At 38.3% G+C, this 16,361-nt stretch carries 17 protein-coding genes; all 17 read left to right on the top strand.

All coding sequences use genetic code 11. The features are described 5' to 3' along the window. Positions 1-6: 6 nt before the first annotated feature. Positions 7-1,842: a chaperone protein DnaK gene (gene dnaK, locus QUF99_RS22645; RefSeq protein WP_289373059.1), complete on the top strand. Its 1,836-nt coding sequence runs from the start codon at positions 7-9 to the stop codon at positions 1,840-1,842. A 220-nt stretch (positions 1,843-2,062) separates the two neighbouring features. Beyond that, positions 2,063-3,169, top strand: coding sequence for a molecular chaperone DnaJ (gene dnaJ / locus QUF99_RS22640; RefSeq protein ID WP_289373058.1), 1,107 nt, complete (start codon positions 2,063-2,065; stop codon positions 3,167-3,169). 28 nt (positions 3,170-3,197) lie between these two features. Further along, positions 3,198-4,136: a 50S ribosomal protein L11 methyltransferase gene (gene prmA / locus QUF99_RS22635; RefSeq protein ID WP_289373057.1), complete on the top strand. Its 939-nt coding sequence runs from the start codon at positions 3,198-3,200 to the stop codon at positions 4,134-4,136. Positions 4,137-4,283: 147 nt separating this feature from the next. Then, positions 4,284-5,033: a 16S rRNA (uracil(1498)-N(3))-methyltransferase gene (locus QUF99_RS22630; protein ID WP_289373056.1), complete on the top strand. Its 750-nt coding sequence runs from the start codon at positions 4,284-4,286 to the stop codon at positions 5,031-5,033. Between the two features lie 6 nt (positions 5,034-5,039). Further along, the gene (mtaB, locus tag QUF99_RS22625) at positions 5,040-6,392 is read left to right on the top strand and encodes a tRNA (N(6)-L-threonylcarbamoyladenosine(37)-C(2))-methylthiotransferase MtaB (RefSeq protein ID WP_289373055.1); all 1,353 of its coding nucleotides are present in this window, start codon (positions 5,040-5,042) and stop codon (positions 6,390-6,392) included. A 160-nt stretch (positions 6,393-6,552) separates the two neighbouring features. Next, a complete protein-coding gene (deoC, locus tag QUF99_RS22620; protein WP_289373054.1) occupies positions 6,553-7,218 on the top strand; it encodes a deoxyribose-phosphate aldolase in 666 nt (221 codons plus the stop codon). A 533-nt stretch (positions 7,219-7,751) separates the two neighbouring features. Further along, positions 7,752-7,925: a 30S ribosomal protein S21 gene (gene rpsU, locus QUF99_RS22615; RefSeq protein ID WP_000048061.1), complete on the top strand. Its 174-nt coding sequence runs from the start codon at positions 7,752-7,754 to the stop codon at positions 7,923-7,925. A 15-nt stretch (positions 7,926-7,940) separates the two neighbouring features. Beyond that, complete coding sequence (locus tag QUF99_RS22610) at positions 7,941-8,384, top strand: GatB/YqeY domain-containing protein (protein ID WP_289373053.1); 444 nt, start codon at positions 7,941-7,943, stop codon at positions 8,382-8,384. Positions 8,385-8,491: 107 nt separating this feature from the next. After that, a complete protein-coding gene (gene yqfC, locus QUF99_RS22605) occupies positions 8,492-8,785 on the top strand; it encodes a sporulation protein YqfC (RefSeq protein WP_289373052.1) in 294 nt (97 codons plus the stop codon). Between the two features lie 439 nt (positions 8,786-9,224). Further along, positions 9,225-10,424: a sporulation protein YqfD gene (gene yqfD, locus QUF99_RS22600; RefSeq protein WP_289373051.1), complete on the top strand. Its 1,200-nt coding sequence runs from the start codon at positions 9,225-9,227 to the stop codon at positions 10,422-10,424. 3 nt (positions 10,425-10,427) lie between these two features. Further along, the gene (locus QUF99_RS22595) at positions 10,428-11,387 is read left to right on the top strand and encodes a PhoH family protein (protein WP_289373050.1); all 960 of its coding nucleotides are present in this window, start codon (positions 10,428-10,430) and stop codon (positions 11,385-11,387) included. A gap of 254 nt (positions 11,388-11,641) precedes the next feature. After that, entirely contained in the window at positions 11,642-13,786 is a 2,145-nt protein-coding gene (locus tag QUF99_RS22590; protein WP_289373048.1) for an HD family phosphohydrolase, read from the top strand. Beyond that, positions 13,783-14,253, top strand: coding sequence for an rRNA maturation RNase YbeY (gene ybeY / locus QUF99_RS22585; RefSeq protein ID WP_289373046.1), 471 nt, complete (start codon positions 13,783-13,785; stop codon positions 14,251-14,253). Before QUF99_RS22590 ends, ybeY begins: the two co-directional genes overlap by 4 nt. Further along, entirely contained in the window at positions 14,250-14,603 is a 354-nt protein-coding gene (locus tag QUF99_RS22580; RefSeq protein ID WP_289373045.1) for a diacylglycerol kinase family protein, read from the top strand. Before ybeY ends, QUF99_RS22580 begins: the two co-directional genes overlap by 4 nt. Next, positions 14,604-15,107 carry a cytidine deaminase gene (locus QUF99_RS22575; protein WP_289373043.1) on the top strand — a complete coding sequence of 168 codons (504 nt, stop codon included), beginning with the start codon at positions 14,604-14,606 and terminating at the stop codon, positions 15,105-15,107. Next, positions 15,100-16,005, top strand: coding sequence for a GTPase Era (era, locus tag QUF99_RS22570; protein WP_289373042.1), 906 nt, complete (start codon positions 15,100-15,102; stop codon positions 16,003-16,005). The genes QUF99_RS22575 and era overlap by 8 nt, the downstream gene beginning before the upstream one ends. 212 nt (positions 16,006-16,217) lie before the next feature. Continuing rightward, positions 16,218-16,361, top strand: coding sequence for a YqzL family protein (locus tag QUF99_RS22565; protein WP_000883923.1), 144 nt, complete (start codon positions 16,218-16,220; stop codon positions 16,359-16,361).

The raw sequence follows: 16,361 nt of genomic DNA, 5'->3' as shown, positions 1-16,361 counted from the left end.
TTCGCCATGAGTAAAATTATCGGTATTGACTTAGGTACAACAAACTCTTGTGTAGCTGTTATGGAAGGTGGAGAACCAAAGGTTATCCCAAACCCAGAAGGTAATCGTACAACTCCTTCTGTTGTAGCTTTCAAAAATGAAGAACGTCAAGTTGGGGAAGTTGCGAAGCGTCAAGCAATTACGAACCCAAATACAATCATGTCTGTTAAACGTCATATGGGTACAGACTACAAAGTAGAAGTTGAAGGTAAAGAATATACACCTCAAGAAATTTCTGCGATTATTTTACAAAACTTAAAAGCTTCTGCTGAAGCATATTTAGGTGAAACAGTAACGAAAGCAGTTATTACTGTACCAGCATACTTCAACGATGCAGAGCGTCAAGCGACGAAAGATGCGGGCCGTATCGCTGGTTTAGAAGTAGAACGTATTATTAATGAACCAACAGCAGCAGCGCTTGCTTACGGTCTAGAAAAACAAGACGAAGAACAAAAAGTTTTAGTATATGACTTAGGTGGCGGTACATTTGACGTATCTATCCTTGAGTTAGCAGATGGAACATTTGAAGTTATTTCAACTGCTGGTGACAACCGTCTTGGTGGTGACGACTTTGACCAAGTTATCATTGACCATTTAGTAGCTGAGTTCAAAAAGGAAAACAACATTGATTTAAGCCAAGATAAAATGGCACTTCAACGTTTGAAAGATGCAGCTGAAAAAGCGAAAAAAGATCTTTCAGGTGTAACACAAACACAAATTTCATTACCATTCATTAGTGCTGGAGCTGCTGGTCCATTACACTTAGAATTAACTTTAACAAGAGCGAAATTCGAAGAACTTTCAGCTAACCTTGTTGAAAGAACATTAGAACCAACTCGTCGTGCGTTAAAAGACGCTGGATTTGCTCCAAGCGAATTAGATAAAGTTATTCTTGTTGGTGGTTCTACTCGTATCCCAGCTGTACAAGAAGCAATTAAACGTGAAACTGGTAAAGAACCATATAAAGGTGTAAACCCTGATGAAGTTGTAGCGTTAGGTGCTGCAGTACAGGGCGGCGTACTTACTGGTGATGTAAAAGGCGTTCTATTATTAGACGTGACTCCACTTTCATTAGGTATTGAAACAATGGGTGGCGTGTTCACAAAATTAATCGAACGTAACACAACAATCCCAACAAGTAAGTCACAAGTATTCTCAACTGCTGCTGATAACCAACCTGCGGTAGACATTCACGTATTGCAAGGCGAGCGTCCAATGTCAGCAGATAACAAAACGTTAGGTCGTTTCCAATTAACAGACCTTCCACCAGCACCACGTGGTATCCCGCAAATTGAAGTAACATTCGATATTGATGCGAACGGTATCGTAAACGTACGTGCAAAAGATTTAGGAACAAGTAAAGAACAAACAATTACAATTCAATCTTCTTCAGGTCTTTCTGATGAAGAAGTAGATCGCATGGTAAAAGAAGCAGAAACAAATGCTGATGCTGACCAAAAACGTAAAGAAGAAGTTGAGCTTCGCAATGAAGCTGATCAACTTGTTTTCCAAACAGATAAAGTTGTAAAAGATTTAGAAGGTAAAGTTGATGCAGCTGAAGTAGCGAAAGCAACAGAAGCAAAAGATGCATTACAAGCGGCAATCGAGAAAAATGATCTTGATGAAATCCGTACGAAAAAAGATGCACTTCAAGAAATCGTACAACAATTAACTGTAAAATTATATGAGCAAGCTCAAGCTGCTGCAGGAGCACAGCAAGCAGAAGGCGCACAAGGCAATGCGGGCGCAAAAAATGACAATGTAGTCGATGCTGAGTTTGAAGAAGTAAAAGAAGACAAGTAATAAGTAAAAGAAAATAAGTAAGATGACAAAAAGTCAAAGTCAAGCGTGCCTTGGCTTTGGCTTTTTTCACGAATAAAGTACTTGGTGTATGCGAAGTCTTTCGCGTGAGAGTCTAATGTTTTTCTTTTTGCAGACTGTAAGTGAGGAAACGGTGTTGCAAAGCACTTTCTTTCGGTGTTAAAATTACGTTTATGTGAAAGGATTCGGGGGTTGCAAATTTATGAGTAAACGAGATTACTATGAAGTACTAGGCATTAGCAAGGGTGCTTCAAAAGATGAGATTAAAAAAGCATATCGTCGTTTGGCGAAGAAATATCACCCAGATGTAAGTAAAGAAGAAAATGCAATTGAAAGATTCAAAGAAGTACAAGAAGCGTACGAGGTATTAAGTGATGATTCAAAACGTGCGCAGTACGATCAATTCGGTCATGTTGATCCAAATCAAGGCTTTGGCGGCGGTGGCGACTTTGGTGGTGGCTTCGGTTTCGAAGACATCTTTAGCTCATTCTTCGGCGGCGGTGGCGGTAGACGCCGTGATCCAAATGCACCGCGTCAAGGAGCAGACTTACAATATCAAGTTTCTTTAAACTTTGATGAAGCCATTTTTGGTAAGGAATTCGATATTGAAATTCCGGCGGAAGATCCTTGTGATACATGTCATGGTAGCGGAGCGAAACCAGGAACTTCAAAAGATACATGTAAGCATTGTTCAGGAACAGGGCAAGTGAGTGTAGAACAAAATACGCCTTTCGGTCGTATTGTAAATCGTCAAGCTTGTAAACATTGTTCAGGAGCAGGGCAAATTATTAAAGAGAAATGTACGACATGTCATGGTTCTGGAAAAGTACGTAAGCGTAAAAAAATTAACGTTAAAATTCCAGCAGGTATTGATAATGGTCAACAAATTCGTGTGACTGGTAAAGGTGAAGCTGGTGTGAACGGCGGACCGGCTGGGGATTTATATGTTGTAGTTCATGTACGAGATCATGAATTCTTCCAGCGTGATGGTGATCATATTATATGTGAAATGCCATTAACGTTTGCACAAGTAGCACTTGGTGCTGAAGTGGAAGTTCCGACTGTTCATGGAAAAGTGAAATTAAAAATTCCGGCAGGAACACAAACAGGAACAGAATTCCGCTTAAAAGGAAAAGGAGCTCCAAATGTGCGCGGATACGGTCAAGGTGATCAGTATGTAGTGGTTCGTGTTGTCGTACCAACGAAATTAACATCACAGCAAAAAGAACTACTGCGTGAATTTGCTGGTCAAGAAGATCAAGATGATAGCCTATTTAGAAAGCTTAAACGAGCTTTTAAAGGGGAATAATGGAAATAAAAAATGGAGTTGGTAAATTGTGAAATGGTCAGAAATTAGTATTCATACAACAGAGGAAGCAGTGGAAGCAGTCTCTCATATTTTACACGAAGCAGGAGCAAGTGGTGTAGCAATTGAAGATCCGGCAGAATTAACAAAAGAGCGTAAACAACAATATGGTGAAATTTATGCGCTTAATCCAGCTGAATATCCGGAAGAAGGCGTTTTGATAAAAGCATATTTCCCACAAACGGATTCTTTACATGAAACAGTTGCAAGTGTAAAATCATCTATTGATGCACTTCCTTCTTACGACATCGAAATCGGTACAGGACACATATCTGTTAATGAAGTAGATGAAGAAGATTGGGCTACTGCTTGGAAAAAATATTATCACCCAGTTAAAATTTCTGATACATTCACAATCGTACCAACTTGGGAAGAATATACACCTTCTTCAGCAGAAGAAAAAATTATTGAATTAGATCCAGGTATGGCGTTTGGTACAGGAACGCATCCGACAACGACAATGTGTATTCGTGCGTTAGAGAAGACAGTTAGGCCTGGAGATACAGTAATTGATGTTGGAACAGGTTCTGGTGTATTAAGTATTGCGGCTGCAAAACTAGGTGCATCATCTATTCAGGCATATGATTTAGATCCAGTTGCAGTAGAAAGTGCGCAGGTAAATGTGCGTTTAAATCACACGGAAGATACTGTAACAGTTGGACAAAATAGTTTACTGGAAGGTATTGAAGGTCCTGTTGATTTAATTGTAGCAAACTTACTTGCGGAGATTATTCTTCTCTTCCCAGAAGATGCAGCAAAAGTTGTGAAGCCAGGTGGGTTTTTCATTACATCCGGCATTATTGAGATGAAGGAAAAGGTTATAACGGAAGCGTTAGAACAAGCAGGTTTCACAATCGAAGAAGTATTAAGAGTGGAAGATTGGGTAGCAATCATTGCACGTAACGCGTAATATATAGTGTTTATTTTATAATGAACGGAAGAGTCTCTCGCTTTGTGTAGTGAGGGACTTGCCGTTTGTTATGTTAAAATGATAACGTTTCGTTCCTTTCGTAAGTGAATACTTACGAAAGGAACGAAACCCTACTAAGGTGATGAGATGCAACGTTATTTTGTAGAAGAGAAACATGTAAATGATGCAAGCATTCGTATTGTAGGTGATGATGTACATCATATTGCCAGAGTGATGCGCATGTCAGCAGGAGACTACGTTTATTGCTGTGTTAACGGGAAAACAGCAAGATGTACAATTGCTGAAATTACCAGTGAATTTGTGGATACGGCTATTGTAGAATGGATAGAGATGTCAAGCGAACTTCCGGTGTTCGTGACGATTGCAAGTGGACTGCCAAAAGGAGACAAGCTTGAGCTAATTTTTCAAAAAGGAACTGAGCTTGGAGCAGCTGCATTCTTACCATTTCAAGCATCTCGTTCTATTGTAAAATGGGATGCAAAAAAAGCAGATAAAAAAGTTGAGCGTTTGAAAAAAATTGTGAAAGAAGCAGCAGAACAATCACATCGAAGTGAAATTCCGGATGTATATGCTCCCGTATCATTTAAACAGCTTCTTGCGATGAGTAATGATTATGATGTTTGTCTTGTTGCGTATGAAGAAGAGGCAAAACAAGGTGAAAAATCTAACTTTGCGCAAGCTTTAGCGAAACTTGAGCCTGGCCAAAAACTATTGCTTGTATTTGGCCCAGAGGGTGGTTTATCAGAGGAAGAGATTTCTGCGCTGCGTGAACATACATTTGTAGCATGTAGTTTAGGACCAAGGATTTTACGAACAGAAACGGCACCGCTTTACGCGTTAAGTGCCGCTTCGTATCATTTTGAATTAATGGGGTGATTATCGATGGCAACTGTTGCGTTTCACACGTTAGGTTGTAAAGTAAACCACTATGAAACAGAAGCAATTTGGCAACTGTTTAAACAAGGTGGTTATGAGCGGACTGAATATGAAAAGAAAGCTGATGTGTATGTAATTAATACATGTACAGTAACAAATACTGGAGATAAAAAAAGTCGCCAAGTAATCAGACGTGCTGTACGTCAAAATCCAGATGCGGTTATTTGTGTAACAGGTTGTTATGCACAAACATCTCCAGCGGAAATTATGGCGATTCCAGGTGTGGATATCGTTGTTGGTACACAAGATCGTGAAAAAATGCTAGGGTATATCGAAGAGTTTCGTAAAGAACGTCAGCCAATCAATGCTGTCCGTAATATTATGAAAACGCGTGTATACGAAGAACTTGATGTACCATACTTCACTGACCGTACACGTGCATCTTTAAAAATACAAGAAGGTTGCAATAATTTCTGTACGTTTTGTATCATTCCTTGGGCGCGTGGTTTAATGCGTTCTCGTGATGGTAAAGAAGTAATCCACCAAGCGCAGCAATTGGTAGATGCTGGTTATAAAGAGATTGTCTTAACAGGGATTCATACAGGTGGATACGGAGAAGATATGAAAGATTATAACCTAGCTGGATTACTTCGAGATATGGAAGCGCAGGTGAACGGTTTAAAACGTCTGCGTATTTCTTCAATCGAAGCGAGCCAAATTTCAGATGAAGTGATTCAAGTGTTAAATGATTCTAAAACAGTTGTACGTCATTTGCATATTCCGTTGCAATCTGGATCTAACACGGTATTAAAACGTATGCGACGTAAATATACGATGGAGTTTTTCCAAGAGCGCTTAGATCGATTGAAAGAGGTGTTACCGGGCTTAGCAATTACATCAGATGTAATCGTTGGTTTCCCTGGTGAAACAGAAGAAGAGTTTATGGAAACATATAATTTCATTAAAGAAAATCGTTTCTCTGAACTTCACGTTTTCCCTTATTCAAAACGTACTGGAACACCAGCAGCACGTATGGATGATCAAGTTCCTGAAGATGTAAAAAATGATCGTGTACACCGCTTAATTGAATTATCTAATCAGTTAGCGAAAGAATATGCTTCTCGATTTGAAGGAGAGGTCCTTGAGATTATTCCAGAAGAGCCATTTAAAGAAGCAGATCGTGAAGGATTATATGTAGGGTATACAGATAACTATTTAAAAGTTGTCTTTGAAGGATCTGAAGAATTAATTGGTCAATTAGTAAAAGTGAAAATTACAAAGGCTGGTTATCCATATAATGAAGCACAATTTGTTCGCGTTCTTGAAGATACAAATAAAAAAGAATCGGCAAGTGCGTAATGAAAAAGCATGCAAATGAAAAGGGTTTGCATGCTTTTTTCTTTGATGGAGAAGTTAAGATATGAAATCACAATTTTTTATGATATAATGCTAGCGGTTACAGTTGTCAGACAACTGACAGGTGTAAAAGCTTGTTAGTGGAGAAAGGGGTATATTAAGAATGAACTATGCAAAATTAATTGACCACACATTATTAAAGCCAGATACAAAAAAAGCAGCAATTATTACGCTGTGTGAAGAGGCGAAGCAACATGACTTCGCTTCTGTATGTGTAAATCCTACTTGGGTTGAAACAGCAGCTGAAATATTAAAGGGTACAGATGTAAAAGTTTGTACAGTAATTGGTTTCCCACTTGGAGCAAGTACACCAGAAACAAAAGCATTTGAAACAAAAGATGCAATTGCAAAAGGTGCAACGGAAGTTGATATGGTAGTTAACATTGGTGCATTAAAAGATAAAAATGATGAGTTAGTAGAGCGTGATGTTCGCGCAGTTGTAGAAGCTGCAAAGGGAAAAGCGCTTGTAAAAATAATTATTGAAACATGTCTATTAACAGAAGAAGAGAAAGTTCGTGCTTGTGAACTTTCTGTAAAAGCGGGCGTAGACTTTGTAAAAACATCAACTGGCTTCTCAACAGGCGGTGCAACGGTAGAAGATGTAGCACTAATGAGAAAAACGGTTGGACCAAAAATCGGTGTAAAAGCATCTGGCGGCGTACGTAATGGACAAGACATGGATGCGATGGTAGAAGCAGGTGCCTCGCGCATCGGTACAAGTGCAGGCGTAGCACTTGTAAGCGGAAAAACAGCAACAACTGATTATTAAAATAAAAGTGGAAGCGGCTCGTTCAGAATCGGAGGGCATTGGAGCACCCGACAGAGAGGCGCTTTTTGCCTCGACTGAGGGGGCGAAATGACTGGAGATTCTAGCAGCTGGAACTGGATAAGTTTAAAAACGGAAGTGCCCTGTTTAGACCCGACTGGCAAAGGTTCTTTCGCGCAGAAGGCGTTCTTTGCCTTCTTGTGTTGAAAGTTTTTGGACGTGAGGAACCTGGATCATGTGAAAGTGATTATTTGATTTTGAAGTCGAAAGCTCTTTCGTATAGAGAGCTTTTTGTTTTTGTATAAGAAATTGGATATTCGTGCAAAATCAGGTTAAGTTACATTGTAATAGATTTTCATCTTTTACATGTATGTATTTTGATAAAAGAAGAGCACTTGCTCTTCTTTTATTCTGTCAAATAGTTGACCTGAAGTGACAAAATGTATTATAATCGTAAAAGACATGCTGAAGAAGTGTTTCTTTTTGCATGCTGAATTTAGTATGTAAGTGTGATGTTTCGGAGGGAGGGAAAGAGAATGTCAAAAACAGTCGTTCGTAAAAACGAGTCTTTGGAGGATGCACTTCGCCGTTTTAAAAGATCGGTTTCTAAAACTGGTACACTTGCTGAAGCAAGAAAACGCGAGTTTTATGAAAAACCAAGTGTAAAACGTAAGAAGAAATCTGAAGCGGCAAGAAAGCGTAAGTTCTAAGAGAGGGTGTAAATTATGAGTCTTCTCGGTCGTTTAAACGATGATATGAAACAAGCGATGAAGAGTAAACAAAAAGAAAAATTAACCGTCATTCGTATGGTTAAGGCTGCTTTGCAAAATGAAAGTATTAAACTGCAACACCCTCTTACTGAAGAAGAGGAATTAACAGTTTTAACTCGTCATGTAAAACAGTGTAAGGACTCCCTCCTTGAATTTAAAAATGCTGGTCGTGAAGACCTTGTTGATAAACTGAAAAGTGAAATTCAGATTTTAGACACGTATTTGCCAGAGCAACTAACGGAAGAAGAATTAGCAAGCGTAATCAAGCAGGCTATTTCTGAAGTTGGTGCTGCTTCTAAAGCTGATATGGGTAAAGTGATGAGTGCTGTTATGCCGAAAGTAAAAGGAAAAGCAGACGGATCACTAGTAAATAAGCTTGTTTCACAGCTATTAGCATAAAAAAGCGTCTCATGAGAAATGAGACGCTTTTTTATGCTTTTTTCTGTTTGGACGTGATATTACAAGTTCTTTTTTCATACATATGGGATGAGAGGGGGGTCTTGGAGATGAAGAAATTATTACAAATGAAAAATTGGCTTACAAAGCAGATAGACCTACCAGTGGATGTACTAATGGATCTACCTCGTATTACCCTTGTCGGGCAAGTACATATTTATATAGAAAATCATCGAGGGTTATTAGTATTTACAGATAGAGAAGTCCGGTTGTTATTAAAGCATGGGCAACTATTAATTAAAGGACAGTCATTTGTTATAAAAACGATTCTGCCGGAAGAGCTTTTACTAGAAGGGATAATTGAACAAGTGACGTTTTTAGAAAATGAGAAGACAGATAAATAAAGTGAAACATCCAGAAGTAGTAGGTGCCGATTCATCCTAAATTTGTTGTTAGTTTTCATCAATTAGAAGCTATTCTCCTTCTAACTTCGTTGTTTCCTCTGCATTTTGAGGTAGGGCTTACTACCTGTAAGAGTTGGGGAGATTTGAATGAAATGAGCGCATGCGGCTAGTGTGTTTTTCTTCTTGTTTTGCTTCTTACTAGTCATCCCGCTATTCGTGGGCAGTAATATCCCACCTTAAAGTTCGGTAAAAGGCAAAGAAGTTAGGTGGGGAATAAACTGCTCGTAAAAGCCCGATTGGTCAGGGCTAATAATCAGTGGGGATGAAGCCCTCCCACTGATTAAAGTTTCACTTTATTTGAGTATGGGAAAGTGAAGAGGGTGCAGGTAAGCGTTGAATAGATTCTGTACCTTCTCTAGAAAAATAGTGGGGGCGAGCGATGAAAAATCAATGGTTTACACGATGGCTTGGGTATGTAAAAGTGCGGATTGAAGGCAGGGGAGCGGAACGCTTTATTAATGAGTGTGTGCGCAGAAACTTGCTTGTGTGGGATGTGAAGAAGGCTGCGGAAGATACATTGGTATTTTGTATGTTACTTCGTGATGTGAAGCGGCTGAGACCAATTTATCGAAAAAATGAATGTAAGTTATATTTTATTGGTCGTTACGGATTCCCTTTTTGGAATAAACGTTTGCTGCGGAATAGCGGCTTTTTGATTGGTTTTCTCATATTTTTTTTCGGTGTGATAGTGTTATCGAATATGGTATGGAAAATTGAAATTACAGGGGCGAAGCCGGAAACAGAATATATTCTCATGAAAGAATTGGACAAAATGGGAGTGAAAAAAGGCAGGCTGCAATTTCAAATGCCTAGTGTAGAAGATGTTCAGCGTCATTTGACGGATAATATTAATGCAATTACATGGGCTGGGCTAGAGATAAAAGGGACAACGTATCACTTTAAAATAGTTGAAAAAAATGAACCAGAGAAGGAAAAAGAACAGAAACCGCAAAATTTAGTTGCAAAAAAAGAGGCAGTGATCACAAAAACATTTGTGGAAATAGGGAAATCGGTTGTAATGAAAAATGATTATGTACAAAAAGGACAACTTCTTGTATCAGGGGTGTACGGAAATAGTGATAATCCAACAATTGTTTCTGCAAAAGGGATTGTATTTGGAGAAACTTGGTACAAGTCTGAAGTGACAGTTCCTTTGAACACAACATTTCAAGTGTATACAGGAAATTCATATAATGAACATTATATTCGGTTTGGGAGTGCTAAAATAAAAATATGGGGATTTCAGCATGATAAGTATAAGCGGTCTCAAACTGAAAAAGTGAAGCATGATGTAAAACTTTTTGGTTTTACACTCCCTGTTGCCTACGAGAAGGAAATTGTGCGCGAAGAGGAAGAAGTGAACCGTGAATATACAGAAAAACAAGCGATGCGAGAAGCGAAAGAGATGGGGGAAAAAGAACTAAAGAAAAAATTGGATGAACATGCTATGATTGTAAGTGACAAGATTTTGCATAAAGAAGTTGAGGCAGGTCATCTAAGAGTAGCATTACATTATACAGTGATTGAAAATATCGCAGAACCACAACCGATATCTGAATCCGACATTCAAGGAGAATGACTAATGGTAGAACGATTAGTAGAAATGAATCAACAAGTAGAGAACCATAATGAAGCAATTGCTCTGTTTGGAGTAAACGATGCAAATTTAAAAGTAATGGAACGAGAACTTGCTGTAACTATTGTAACCCGAGGTGAATCTGTTCGTGTATCTGGAACGGATGAAGCTGTGATCCTTGTTGAAGGGATATTACAGCAACTCCTTGCTGTTATTCGTAAAGGTGTATCAATCTCTGAACGGGATGTAGTATATGCAATTCAACTTGGGCGGCAAGGAAAAATAGCTCATTTTGAAGAATTATACGAAGAGGAAATTTTTAAAACAGCAAAGGGCAGATCGATTCGTGTAAAAACGATGGGACAAAGGCAATACATTCATGCGATGAAGAAGAATGATATTGTATTTGGAATAGGCCCTGCTGGTACAGGGAAGACGTATTTAGCTGTAGTAATGGCTGTGCGTGCGTTAAAACAAGGCTATGTCAAAAAAATTATTTTAACAAGACCTGCTGTAGAAGCTGGAGAAAGTTTAGGTTTTTTACCAGGTGATTTAAAAGAAAAAGTAGATCCATACCTACGTCCGCTTTATGATGCGCTTCATGATATTCTTGGGCAAGAATACACGCAGCGAATGATGGAAAGAGGTACAATAGAAATAGCTCCACTTGCATATATGAGGGGCCGGACTCTAGATGATTCTTTCGTTATTTTAGATGAGGCACAAAATACAACTGGGGCCCAAATTAAAATGTTTTTAACTCGTTTAGGTTTTAGTTCGAAAATGGTTGTTACGGGGGACCCATCGCAGGTCGACTTACCAAAAGGTGTAAAGTCTGGATTGTCAGTTGCGGTAACTGTATTATCTGGCGTGTCAGGTCTTTCGTTTGTTAAATTGGAACAATCCGATGTTGTAAGGCATCCGCTTGTGCAGCGTATTATCGAGGCATATGATAAAATGGAATGATCCTATTTGAAAGGATCATTTCTTTTTGTATGTTAGAGATAAATGAAAAGGTTGGCGAATAGCTTGTTTTTTACTATCATTAAAGAATGGTCCCTACACTAACGGGTAGTAAAGCTCCCGCTCAAAGAGGTATGGTAGGGGATAACTGTATCTATGAGTTCGATTGGTGAGGGCTAACCTGCGGTAGGACATGGAGAAAATTTATACTGAAGGAAGTTTCACTTTATGTCTGGAGAGGAGAAGGTATTGCAATCATGTCAAGGTCTCAAGAAATTTTTAAGTGGTTTCGTAATATACAACATTCGAAAAAACTAAGCTGGATTTCTTACATTTTATTAGGGGCAGTGTTGTTTTTTGCACTGATGAACAATGTAAAACCAGAACAACTAGATGTTAAAATGCTATCTATTTCAAAAAAAACAATCCACTCTCCTGTCAAAATTGAAGATAAAGTAACGACGGAAAAGAAGAAGAGAGAAGCAGCTCAAAAGGTTGAGGATCAATATACATATCGAAGTGATTACAAGCAAAATAAAGTCGATATTGTAAATTCTGTATTTGATGCGATAAAAGAAGTAGATGCTGATATAAAGGCTACTGGTCCTGATGAACAGAAAAAGATTTCTGCTGCGGACCGATTAGAAAAGTTGAAAAAGAAATTGCCTACGGATTTAACAAAAAGCTTGTCAGATTCGGTATTATTAAATTTTGTGAATGCAGAACCGGATCAGTTGACATTGGCAAGGGATGCAGCGGTAACAGCAATTAATAGTATAATGACTTCGCATATTAAAATGGATGAAGAAAATGATGCGAGAGAGCGATTTGTTACTGAAATACGCAATGTTAATGTGAGTAGCGATTTAAAAGAAGCGCTTAATGTGTTTGGGAAATATGCAATTACAGCAAATTATTTCTATGATTCAACTTCTACAAAAGAACAGAAAAAATTAGCGGAAGACGCAGTTGCACCAGTTTATATTCTTCAAGGGCAAATCCTTGTGAAGGAAGGCGACACAATTACAAGAGAAGTGTATGATCAGTTGAAATTAGTGGGGCTACTTGAACAAGGGAATACATTCCAACCATTTGTAGGATTAGCACTCTTTATTGGTGTACTCTTATTCTTCACGCATAAGCAGTTTGAATCGTTTTTAAAATTAAAAAGAGAAGAAAAACCATATATTTTAGCCTATACAACAATTGTAGCCATTACAGTTGTATTGATGAAGATTATTAGTTTGTTTCAAAAATTAGAATACGCTGGTATCGCTTATATTGTTCCGGTTGCAATGGGGACGATACTTGTCAAGCTAATGATTGGTGATCGCTTTGTTTTCATAACGAGTGTGATTTTCTCAGTGTGCGGTAGTATCTTGTTTAACGAAGGCGTAACGAGTACGCTGAATTACAATGTTGGGATCTATGTTTTGCTAAGCTCTTTATCTGTTAGTATCTTTTTGCGAGAAAAAAATCGACGCACAATGATTTTACAAGCAGGTATACTTGTGTCTGTTTTAAACGTAGTTGTGTTGGCTGCGTTATTGCTAATACGTAATGGTAATTTTTCGCCTCTTGAAATTGGATCACAATTATTAATGGCTGCTGCTTCCGGAATTATCTCATCCATTTTGGCCATGGGAATTTTACCATATTTAGAGAGTGGTCTTGGAATTGTTTCGAGTATGAAGCTGATGGAGCTTTCCAGTCCAAACCATCCACTCCTTCGTAAAATTTTATTAGAAGCACCAGGAACATATCATCATAGTGTAATGGTTGCCAACCTTTCTGAAGCGGCTTGTGAGGCTGTTGGTGCAAATGGTGTGTTAGCGCGTGTTGGTGCATACTATCATGATATTGGTAAAACGTTGCAGCCGCGTTTCTTTATTGAGAATCAAATGGGCATTGAGAATCCGCATGATAATTTGGATCCTGAAACGAGTAGAGACATTATTATCGCTCACGTTACAAATGGAGTAAAAATGCTAGAAGAACATCATATCCCGCAAGAAATTATCGATATTGCAGGGCAACATCATGGGACGACATTACTGAAATATTTCTACTATAAAGCAATAAAAGAAGACAAAGAAAAATATACCGAAGCAATGTTCCGTTATCCAGGTTCAAAAGCGACATCAAAAGAATCAGCTATCGTTGGGGTTGCGGATAGTGTAGAAGCAGCAGTGCGTTCTATGAATGGACCGACACCGGAGCAGATTAATAATTTGGTTCAAAGTATTATTAAAGATCGTTTGCAGGATGGACAATTTAGTGAATGTAATTTGACATTTAAAGAATTACAAATTGTTGGGAAAACATTATGTGAAACGTTAAATGGAATTTTCCATTCTCGTATTAAGTATCCGGAACTGCCGGAAGAAAAGGTGACAGAATGAGTTTATTAATTGATTTTTTTGATGAAACAGAAGAAGTAAAAGAAGAATATGTGAACATGATTGGGCAATTGCTAGAGAAAGCTGCACAAATGGAAAATATAGAAGATGGAACAGAGCTTTCTGTTACATTTGTTGATAATGAACGCATTCAAGAAATCAATCGTGACTATCGCGATAAAGACCAACCAACAGACGTTATTTCCTTTGCGATGGAAGATATGGGTGAAGGTGAAATGGAAATTGTCGGTGTGGAAATGCCCCGTATGCTAGGGGATCTTATTATTTCGATTCCAAGAACGAAAGAGCAAGCTGAAGAATATGGACATTCCTTTGATCGTGAGCTAGGATTTTTAGCGTTGCATGGATTTCTGCATTTACTTGGATACGACCATATGACGGAGGAAGATGAAAAGATAATGTTCGGAAAGCAAAAAGAAATTTTACAGGCTTTTGGATTAGGTAGATGAAAAAAGGGAAACTTATAAATAGTTTTGGGTATGCCATAGCGGGTATATTCTTTTGCCTTCGTCATGAGCGAAATATGCAAATTCATTGTTTGGCCGCAGTTATTGTTATATGCTGCGGCTTTTATTTCCATGTTACGACACTAGAGTGGCTTATATTATTAATTGTGATTGGAATTGTAATGTGTTTGGAAATGATGAATACGGCGATTGAAAAAACAGTCGATTTAGCTACAGAGGATTTTAAACCGCTTGCTAAAATTGCTAAGGATGTTGCTGCTGGTGCAGTGTTATTATTTGCGGTTATAGCCGTTATAATTGGTGCTATTATCTTTTTACCTTATATGGTATAGTTGCATTCCAAAGCCTTTATAACGCTTTGGGAGGGTGTTAAAATCGCCACTGATGGAAGTTTTCAATTTAACTTTTCACATCGTGAACGGAAAGGATGCGAGAGTATGAACAATAAAGAATTAATTCAAGAAGCAATCGAAGCACGGAAACAGGCATATGTACCGTATTCTAAGTTTCAAGTTGGGGCTGCTTTATTAACAGAAGAGGGAAAAGTATACCGTGGGTGTAATGTTGAAAATGCGTCATACGGATTATGTAACTGTGCAGAAAGAACAGCTTTATTTAAAGCGGTTTCTGAAGGAGATACAGCATTTGCAGCAATCGCGGTTGTAGCGGATACAAAACGTCCGGTACCTCCTTGTGGAGCGTGCCGTCAAGTTATGGTAGAATTATGTAAACAAGATACGAAAGTATACTTATCAAATTTAAATGGTGACATGGAAGAGACGACAGTCGGAGAATTGTTACCAGGAGCATTTAAAGCGGAGGATTTACATGAATAGAAAAGGTTATAAATCAGGTTTTGTCTCCATTATCGGAAGACCCAATGTAGGGAAATCAACATTTTTAAACCGTATTATCGGTCAAAAAATTGCGATTATGAGTGACAAACCACAAACAACACGTAATAAAATTCAAGGTGTGTATACAGAAAATGATTCGCAGGTAATCTTTATTGATACGCCAGGAATACATAAGCCACAGCATAAGCTAGGCGACTTTATGGTGAAGATGGCTCAAACGACATTAAAAGAAGTTGACATTGTTTTATTTATGGTCAATGCAGCTGAAGGGTTTGGTCGTGGTGAAGAGTTTATCATTGAAAAATTACAAGAAACAAAGCAACCTGTATTTTTAGTGATCAACAAAATTGACCAAGTTCATCCGGAAAAATTGCTAGAATTAATTGATCAATATCGTAAGCTGTATGATTTTGCAGAAATTGTACCGATTTCAGCGTTAGATGGTAACAATATTGAAGCGTTAATTGGAGCAATTAAAAAATATTTACCGGAAGGACCGCAATACTATCCAGAAAACCAAGTGACGGACCATCCGGAACGATTTATTATTGCGGAGCTTATTCGTGAAAAAGTGCTGCATTTAACACGTGAGGAAGTACCTCACTCGGTAGCGGTTGTTATCGATGCGATTCAAAAGCGTGAAGGCGGAGCGGTTTATGTAAACGCGACAATTATTGTAGAGCGTCCATCACAAAAAGGAATTATTATCGGGAAGCAAGGAAAGATGCTGAAAGAAGTTGGGAAGAGAGCTCGTTTTGATATCGAAGCACTTCTCGGTTCAAAAGTATTTTTAGAGGTATGGGTAAAAGTGCAAAAAGATTGGCGTAATAAAATGTCCCATCTTCGCGATCTTGGTTTCCGTGAAGATGAATATTAATAAAGAGCTTTATCCCGCACTAGCGGGCAGTAATACCTTAACCTCAAACTGATGAGTAACCAAAGCATTTAGGTGGGGGATTAACTGCCCGATTGGTGAGGACTAATAATTAGAAAAATTTTTCTCACATGAAAATGGACAAAATGGGTCATTTTAATAACAACAAAAGAAATTGGTTTATATGCTACGCTTACTGAGAAAGGTGGATTCTTATGCTAGATTTTACCTGGAAATTTTTCTCCAAGACAGGAAGCATTGAAACGTATTTGCTTTTGAAGGAAATGGAAAAAGACGTAAATGATGAAATGGATCAACATGACGAGGAGCTAGCGCATCTAGACTCTCCAATTTCTTGA

It is taken from the genome of Bacillus sp. DX4.1 (assembly GCF_030348195.1).
In the GTDB taxonomy this organism is placed as follows: Bacteria; Bacillota; Bacilli; order Bacillales; family Bacillaceae_G; genus Bacillus_A.
The sequence above is the reverse complement of the archived record's forward strand: the minus strand, read 5'-3'. Positions and strand labels throughout refer to the sequence as shown.